We start from the raw sequence: 7905 nt of genomic DNA on the forward strand, positions 1-7905 counted from the left end.
TAGGTGCTACACTATCTGTTATACCTATTGCAAAATGGGATCCCCATGTGAATCGTTTAAAATACGAATATGAAAAAACAAAAATTGCAGCTATTGGTGACAAGAGTAATGCTAAGGGGTTTAGCATATATGCTGATATGAATAGTAATATAAGCCCAGAAAAAGCTAACGCACCAACTTCAAATTTCTTTAAATCACCTGTTACTAAAGCTCGATTTTGCGTTCTTGGGTTTAATTTATCTTGTTCTATATCAATAATTCTATTACAAGCCATTCCAAGAGTTCTGCCTCCAGTAAGAGCTAAAGTAATCCATAGTATTTGTGTTAATTCTGGTATACCTCTTGAGGCTATAACACTGCCAATAAAAGCAAATGGAAGAGTGAAAATTGTTTCTTGAAATCTTATAGAATCAGATAAGATTTTTATTTTAGTTATAATTTTTGCTATCAAAATACTATTCCAAACCGTATTTTTCCCACTTTTTAGTTACTAAATCTTTTATTTCTTGAGACATGACTATATCATTTGGCCATTCTTTTAGCCCTGATTCACCTTCAATTTTCCGTGTTGCATCAATTCCAAGTTTACCTCCGAATGCAAAACTTGTCATTGTATGATCTAGATCGTCAGTAGGGCCTTTTAGTGTAATAACATCTCTATCTGGAGCAATGTTGTTAGTTACTCTCCATAATAATTCGGAATTGTTATTAATATCCACGAATTCATCTACTACTATAATTATTTTTGCTAAACTCAGAAGGCCTAAACCCCATAAAGCATACATGACTTTATACGCTTGCCCAGGATATGATTTTTTAATGGAAACAATGACTAAATTGTGAAATATGCCTTCTGCAGGCATATTCATATCGCGTATTTCAGGAATTGCCATTTGTATTATTGGTAAGAATAATTTTTCTGTCATTTTGCCCATAACATAATCTTCTTTAGGAGGAATGCCAACAACAGTCGATACATAAGTTGGATTTTTTTTATGTGTAATTGCATTAACATGAAACACAGGATAGGGTTCTTTGCCTGAATAATACCCCGTATGATCTCCAAATGGGCCTTCATCGCGCATTTCTTCAGTATCAACGTATCCTTCTAGGACAATTTCTGAAGATGCTGGGACCTCTAAATCGTTAGTGACACATTTTACCATTTTAACGTTAGAATTTTTTAGAAACCCAGAAAGCATCATTTCATCAATTTGTGGTGGAAGTGGAGCAGATCCAGTCCACATGGTTGTAGGGTCTGCACCGATTGCTACAGAAACATCGATATAACGTTTTCCAACTTCTTTTGCTTTTGCCATATGGCTTTTACCAACTTTATGAGTTTGCCAATGCATTCCTGTTGTATTTTTATTATATACTTGCATTCTATAAGTTCCGACATTTCTAATGTTAGTAATTGGATCGCGGGTAAATACTAACGGCATAGTTATAAATGGTCCGCCGTCTTCTGGCCAGCAGGTCATAAGTGGCAATTTATATAAATCAACCTCGTTATTTTTATAGATAACTTCTTGGCATTCTGCTTTCTTAACAGATTTTGGTTGTATTACGCGTAAAGAAAATAACGTTTTTAGTGCGTTTATTTTATCTAAAATCGTTTTAGGAGGATTTTCAACATTTGCTAATAAGTCTTTTATTTTATTTATAAGTTCTGATGGATTGTCTACTCCAAGTCCCCAGCACATTCTTTGTTCTGTTCCAAATAAATTAATTAATAAGGGGAAGTCAGAACCTACTACATTTTCAAATAGTAGAGCTGGACCAGAATTTTTAAATACGCGATCGACAATTTCTGTGATTTCCAAATTTGAATCAACAGTAGTAGTTATTCTTTTCAATTCGTTACGCTTTTCTAAAAAATCAATAAATTCATTTAGGTTATTAAAATTCAATAGAAATTCCTTTAATATTAAATATCATCTCCTTTTATTTTAATCTGTTAATCTAAATAGTTCAAAATATTGGACCCAATTCGTAATTGATACCTCGAACTCGACCTGTACTTAGATATATATCAACTTTATAGTAATCAATTACTATTCTAGATTAATGACCTAATAGTTTGTTATTCCAGACCCCTTAATAACGTTAGAGTTTTTTATTTTGAGGCATAATCCAATTTTCTAAATTAACTCGTTCCATACATACATTGTATTGTGTTACCATAATTGTTTTTATAATGTTGTTATTAATACATCATATTGTTTATATTTATATAGTAATAAGAGAAATAACGTGGTATATTTAATACAGATATGGTTAAAAAGTATAGTAATAATGAATGATAAAGAGTTTAGAGGCGAGTTAAAAATATTAGGACTCAGGGGGCATGATGAAAATGTTCTCAGGGTAATTTTAGACGGCTTATCAAGACATTTACCGATTAGGCAAATCGCTCAAAATACTGGTGTGACTGAAAAAACCATCGCTAAGATGAAGTCTAAATCTGTAGCCATTGCTGAAATATTAACCCGGAGAGATGGGAATACACCCCTTGATGTCACTAAAGAGCATTATATTGTTTACGAATCTGGATTCGAGAAACACATTGATTCCAATATCAAAAGGGGTGGGATTCAGGATTCTCGTGATGATATATACGGAGAACAAAGACTCAAGATAATGGAATCACTTGAGCAAAGAGTACCTAAAGAAAAATGGAATGTTCAGTATTTAAAAAAAATAGGATTTAAAGAGAACATAGCTGTAGCTATGCTGTCTGAATATGACAGTATAGAGATATATAGAACTCGTGCTGAGCAAAAATTCCAACTTATACCATCTGGTAGAGAATATGAAGAACGTGTTTCAAAAGGTATTCTTACCCCGAGTGTTAGGCAGCAACAAGTTCATCTTCCAATAAAAAAACTAGCAATGTTTACATCATTTAATAGATATGTCGAATTGTTTTATAGCGTTATATTCCAAGAGATAGTCCAGGATTCAGATGTCATACCTCCAGAATATTTACGCACTTCACTTCAAATAATTATTAAGGGTTTGTATGATGACCCATTAGCCGTAAGAACTGGTGTGGCAATGATTAGGTTTTCTATATGGCGTTCTAGCCCGATCTATAGAGAGGGTTTTGTAAATTCCTTGAGAACTTGGAAATCTAATAAACAACAGCTCGATAGATATATTGTAGCCATAGATAAAAAGATTAAGAACAACAAAATGTATTTGGAAAAACTGAATAGTGATGTTTTTTATTAAGAAAGGAGAGCATGAGTAATGGCTAAAAGAGATAAGAATCAAGGTTCGGAATACTATGAAAATGGCAAAAAGAAACGGATTGCAAAAGTATCCAACAAAGAGGAACGCCCATATAAAGAATTCGGAATTCAAGGACAATCCTTAAAAAGTTTAAAGTTAGACTATGATGTATGGACTGGAGACCCGGTAGAAGTTAGTGTTGCTGAAAGGAATTAGATTTCTTAGAAATTAGTCGTGTCATAAGTTGTAAGTCTACTATACATAGCTAGAGGATAAGGAATAAGTGTAAGATAGCATAAATTTATTAAGATAATACATTCGTGTATAAGTATGATTATAGAAAGTATTCATACTAATTGGTAAAATAATATGCGATATTTTTAAATAGAGGTGAAAGTTATTTTTTTAAATAAAAAAATTCAATTCAATTTAAATATAAATGTTGATCAAGTCAATAAATACCACAGAGCAGTTGATCATTATGAAAATAATAGCTCTGAGAAAAAATCACTACCTTTTTTATATTTATTATCAATAAGTATTAAGTCTATTTTAGATCATTTTAATTTTCCTTCCGGTACAATACATATGGCCCAGACACTAACAACTTTGGCTGAACAAGATATTACGGAATCTAGTTATATCGCTAAGGCAGAGATAATTCAGGAAAATCAAAGAAATAATGCAACTGTTTTAAAAGTTGAATTCAATATAGAAAAAGAGGGGTTCGGGGATATTGTTAAAGGTTCTACTACATTAATGATTCCGGAATAAGGTTATGCAAAAAACTGTTGGCGAAATATATACATCAAACAATGTTCTTATTGAACAAATTCAAATTAATCAATATGCAGAAGCCTCTGGGGATGATAATCCAATTCACCTAGACTCTGAATTTGCACAAAATAGTAACTTTGGCGGTATTGTCGCTCATGGTATGTTAGTGTTGGCTCAGATTTCTGAGTTGTTAACCAGTATATTTGGGACTAACTGGATACATAATGGTCATTTAGATATTAGATTTCGTAGGCCAGTGTATGTTAAAGATTCGATTCAAGCTATAATTGAAATTACATCTATAGAATCTATCAACAATAAAAGTGAAATAAACTGTAAAGTTTCTTGTATCAAAAATAATGACGAATCAGTAATTGTTGGTACAGCGATAATATATATATGAGATATAAAATACTGAAGGATAATTGAATGTTTAGTGTTGCTTTAGATGCAATGGGTGGTGATTATGGTCCAATTGAAACCATTGAAGCTGCCCTGAAAATTATTAATGATCATGGATATGTAGTTTACCTTGTTGGAGAAGAATCTAAAATAAATAATATCCTTTCTGGTAAAAGTTATGATAAATCTCTTCTTTATGTTGTTAACGCTGATAGTGTTATTCAAGACAATGATAATCCATTAAAAGCATTAAGAGAAAAACCAAATGCTTCAATAGTCCAGTGTATGAATTTAGCAAAATCAGGCACAGTTGATGCAGTTGTTAGTATGGGCTCTACTGGGGCATCTATGGCTAGTGCGTCGCTGATTCTAGGTTTACTTGAAGGTATAGAAAGGCCAGCTATTGGTGGACCAATGCTGGGATCATTATCAGATGTTGTATTTTTAGATGTTGGTAGCAACTTGGATTGTAGACCATCTCAGTTACTTGGTTTTGGTGCAATAGGAACAGTTTTCTCAGCAAATATTCAAGGAAAGGATAATCCACGGGTTGGTTTATTAAATGTAGGTACTGAATCAAACAAAGGAAATAAACAAATAAAAGATGCATATGAATTGTTTGATAAAAGTTCATTAAATTTTATTGGTAATATTGAGAGTGTGGATTTGTTTACAGATAAAGTAGATGTTGCAATTTGCGATGGATTTATAGGTAATATTCTTTTGAAATACACTGAAGGCATTGGTTATGCCATAATAAACAAAATTGGATCTATGGTCGCAGATTTTCTTCCTCCAGAATTAGTGCAGAAATTATATAATGAAATCGCTGATAAAATGAATGTTGCTGAAATAGGTGGTGGCGGGCCACTATTTGGCGTAAATGGTATCGTAATTGTTGGGCATGGACGATCTAAAGCAGATAGTATAGCAAATGGTATTTTATTAGCTAAACGAGCATATGATGTGGAATTAACTAATCTAATTAGAAAAGCAATAGATACTGTTTAAAGGGTTAATATGACAGGCGTAGATAAAAAAATAGCATTAATTACAGGTGGTGCTCGCGGGATTGGGAAGAGTATTGTTTTGAATATGGCTAAAAATAATTACGATATTATTCTTAATTATAATCAATCACAAGAATCAGCAAATGCTTTAGCAAAAGAAGTGGAAAATATTAGCAATAGCAAAGTAAAAGTGGTACAGGCTGATGTTTCAAAAGAATTAGAAGTGCAAAAAATGTTTTTAGAAATATCCGAAGAATTTTCAGGAGTAGACGTTTTAATTAATAATGCTGGAATAACCAAAGATGGCTTATCTATGCGTATGAAAATTGAAGATTGGGATAGTGTGATTAATACAAATTTAAGAGGTTCATACCTGTGTTCTCAACTTGCCATAAAATCAATGATGTCCAACAGATGGGGTAGAATAATCAATATTTCTTCAGTAATTGGATTACATGGGAACGCAGGACAATCAAATTACTCAGCTTCTAAAGCAGGATTGATTGGGTTAACAAAATCTATGTCTAAAGAATTAGCTTCTAGAAATATAACTGTAAATGCTATTGCTCCTGGATTTATTAAGACTGAAATGGTTGAAACTATATCTGAAAAAATGCAAGAAGGTATTCTTTCTAGAATTTCCATGAATCGATTTGGAGAAAGCGATGATGTGGCATATTTGGTGGAATTTTTAGCTTCAGAAAAAGCAAGCTATATTACTGGACAAGTTATAACAGTTGACGGGGGATTAGCTCTTTAGGCTATAGAATTTGGAAGCTCTGTCTCTAGAATTTCTGCCTCTCCTATTGATTGGCTATTTTCGTTTACTAATTGATATGTTTTACCAGTTTCACAATATTTTTTATTAATTATTCCGAGGCCAATTTTATTTGTATTGTCTACCGAAGTTATAATTCCAATATTATTATCTTCGAATTTTATATTGGTAATATTTTCAGGACCTTTAAGTTTAATAGAAAGTCTTTTTAGGAATTTTTGTACTTTTTCATATGTGTTTAGCCTTAGAATCACTTCTTGACCAATATAACAACCTTTAGTCATATTGATAAGGTAATTTAAATTAATTTCCCAAGGATTAAAGTTTACATTTATTTCTTTATCGAGTCTGGGTATACCTTCATTGATTCTTAAATAATCATACTGGTATTCAGTTAATATTTTCACATTAGATTTAATTTTTGATAAAAAATCGATAATATCATTTTTATAGTTTGCTGGTATCAGTAGATCATATCCTACAGTTCCAGTTGGGTCAGTTCTCATAATCAGGCAACTATTGCCATTAATTTCTAGCGATTCGCATGTGAATTTTTCAATTATTGGTTTTTGGGCGAGGCATTCACTCCAATTTTCCCCAATTAAAGTAATAAGGCTGTATTGAGAATTTGTATCTACTACTGATATATCTTCTATAAAAGTATAGGTATCGATCCAGTCGATAACTTCTTGTGAGTTATTCTGACTTGTAAACATTAGTATCTTTGAATCGAGTTTGAAAAGTGTAATTACATCAATAACTCTTCCTTTATTGTTTGTAAGAATGGTAGAGTCACCGTGGTTAATTGTTAAATCATCAACTTTATTACTGGATAAACGATTTAATAAGTCTAGAGAATCATTTCCTTGGAGTTCATAAATTCCAAGATATGAACGATCGAATATATATTGAACACATTTTGTAGATAGTGTATTTACCATAAAATTTTAGACAGAAAAAGATGTTCCACAACCACAAGTAGTTTTAGCATTTGGGTTGCTAAATACAAATCCTTTTCCATTCAATCCACCTGAATAATCCAATATGGTTCCTGCTAAAAAGATATAACTTTTTTTATCAATAAGTATAGTGATCCCGTGTTCTTCAATAACCTTATCTGTTTCAAGGTATTCGCTATCAATGCTTAGATCATAGGTTAATCCCGAACAACCTCCACCTTTAACCCCCACTCGTAGTGAAACATTTTCTTCAGATTGGCGTCCCGTGAAATCTCGTACATGCTTAGCAGCATTTTCAGTTATTGTTATAGTTAATGGTGTCATAACTTATCCTAATTTAATTTTTCTTGAGTTTATAATTCGTGATTATTTTAGTCAATATATTTCTGAGTAATTAATGGTATACTAAACACATGTTTAAATTATACACTAAATATGGAGATAATGGTCAAACAGGATTGTTGTATGGGGGACGAGTATCAAAAGATGATATTCGGTGCAACGCATATGGCACTGTTGATGAAATAATTTCTTCATTAGGTTTAGCTAGATCTTTTTCAACAAGTGAAGAAGTAAATAAATATCTAAGAGTTATTCAGGTCGAATTATTTACAGTTGGATCAGAACTTGCAACAGATGTGAATATGTATGAGACAATGAAGTCTAATTTCAAGGTTATTGGTCAAGATAATATTGATTATTTGGAAAAACTCTTAGATTACATTACTCCAAAATTAGAATT

11 protein-coding genes are annotated in these 7905 nt (G+C 31.9%); 7 read left to right on the top strand and 4 right to left on the bottom strand.

From position 1 onward, the window contains the following. Both FI695_08030 and FI695_08035 read right to left on the bottom strand, forming a co-directional pair. Positions 1-451 (bottom strand): 4-hydroxybenzoate octaprenyltransferase (locus FI695_08030; protein MQG51904.1); only part of this gene is annotated, 451 nt, incomplete at its 3' end. Positions 452-455: 4 nt separating this feature from the next. Beyond that, entirely contained in the window at positions 456-1913 is a 1458-nt protein-coding gene (locus FI695_08035) for a menaquinone biosynthesis decarboxylase (GenBank protein MQG51905.1), read from the bottom strand. A gap of 385 nt (positions 1914-2298) precedes the next feature. Here FI695_08035 and FI695_08040 point away from each other — a divergent pair, with 385 nt between their 5' ends. From FI695_08040 to fabG, 6 genes are all read left to right on the top strand, one after another. Further along, a complete protein-coding gene (locus tag FI695_08040) occupies positions 2299-3237 on the top strand; it encodes a hypothetical protein (GenBank protein ID MQG51906.1) in 939 nt (312 codons plus the stop codon). Positions 3238-3255: 18 nt separating this feature from the next. Beyond that, entirely contained in the window at positions 3256-3453 is a 198-nt protein-coding gene (locus FI695_08045; protein ID MQG51907.1) for a hypothetical protein, read from the top strand. A gap of 174 nt (positions 3454-3627) precedes the next feature. Continuing rightward, complete coding sequence (locus FI695_08050) at positions 3628-4011, top strand: hypothetical protein (protein ID MQG51908.1); 384 nt, start codon at positions 3628-3630, stop codon at positions 4009-4011. Between the two features lie 4 nt (positions 4012-4015). Beyond that, complete coding sequence (locus tag FI695_08055; GenBank protein MQG51909.1) at positions 4016-4417, top strand: acyl dehydratase; 402 nt, start codon at positions 4016-4018, stop codon at positions 4415-4417. 26 nt (positions 4418-4443) lie between these two features. Continuing rightward, positions 4444-5427, top strand: coding sequence for a phosphate acyltransferase PlsX (plsX, locus tag FI695_08060; GenBank protein ID MQG51910.1), 984 nt, complete (start codon positions 4444-4446; stop codon positions 5425-5427). 9 nt (positions 5428-5436) lie between these two features. After that, the gene (gene fabG / locus FI695_08065) at positions 5437-6186 is read left to right on the top strand and encodes a 3-oxoacyl-[acyl-carrier-protein] reductase (GenBank protein MQG51911.1); all 750 of its coding nucleotides are present in this window, start codon (positions 5437-5439) and stop codon (positions 6184-6186) included. Here the strand turns inward: fabG and FI695_08070 are convergent. Then, positions 6183-7145, bottom strand: a complete 963-nt coding sequence (locus tag FI695_08070) for a hypothetical protein (protein ID MQG51912.1) — start codon at positions 7143-7145, stop codon at positions 6183-6185. The genes fabG and FI695_08070 overlap by 4 nt on opposite strands. 6 nt (positions 7146-7151) lie before the next feature. After that, a complete protein-coding gene (gene erpA, locus FI695_08075; protein ID MQG51913.1) occupies positions 7152-7487 on the bottom strand; it encodes an iron-sulfur cluster insertion protein ErpA in 336 nt (111 codons plus the stop codon). An 89-nt stretch (positions 7488-7576) separates the two neighbouring features. On the opposite strand from erpA, the gene FI695_08080 reads away from it, so the two are divergent. After that, positions 7577-7905: ATP:cob(I)alamin adenosyltransferase (locus FI695_08080; GenBank protein ID MQG51914.1), on the top strand; the 329-nt coding region annotated here is incomplete at its 3' end.

Source organism: SAR202 cluster bacterium, assembly GCA_009392515.1.
In the GTDB taxonomy this organism is placed as follows: domain Bacteria; phylum Chloroflexota; class Dehalococcoidia; order Lucifugimonadales; family UBA6952; genus UBA6952.

What these genes read in the sequence shown, in the direction of transcription:
- FI695_08040 (MQG51906.1), top strand. Translation starts at nt 2,299, where the DNA reads ATGAATGATAAAGAGTTTAGAGGCGAGTTAAAAATATTAGGACTCAGG.
- erpA (MQG51913.1), bottom strand. Translation starts at nt 7,487, where the DNA reads ATGACACCATTAACTATAACAATAACTGAAAATGCTGCTAAGCATGTA.
- FI695_08070 (MQG51912.1), bottom strand. Translation starts at nt 7,145, where the DNA reads ATGGTAAATACACTATCTACAAAATGTGTTCAATATATATTCGATCGT.
- FI695_08055 (MQG51909.1), top strand. Translation starts at nt 4,016, where the DNA reads ATGCAAAAAACTGTTGGCGAAATATATACATCAAACAATGTTCTTATT.
- FI695_08045 (MQG51907.1), top strand. Translation starts at nt 3,256, where the DNA reads ATGGCTAAAAGAGATAAGAATCAAGGTTCGGAATACTATGAAAATGGC.
- plsX (MQG51910.1), top strand. Translation starts at nt 4,444, where the DNA reads ATGTTTAGTGTTGCTTTAGATGCAATGGGTGGTGATTATGGTCCAATT.
- fabG (MQG51911.1), top strand. Translation starts at nt 5,437, where the DNA reads ATGACAGGCGTAGATAAAAAAATAGCATTAATTACAGGTGGTGCTCGC.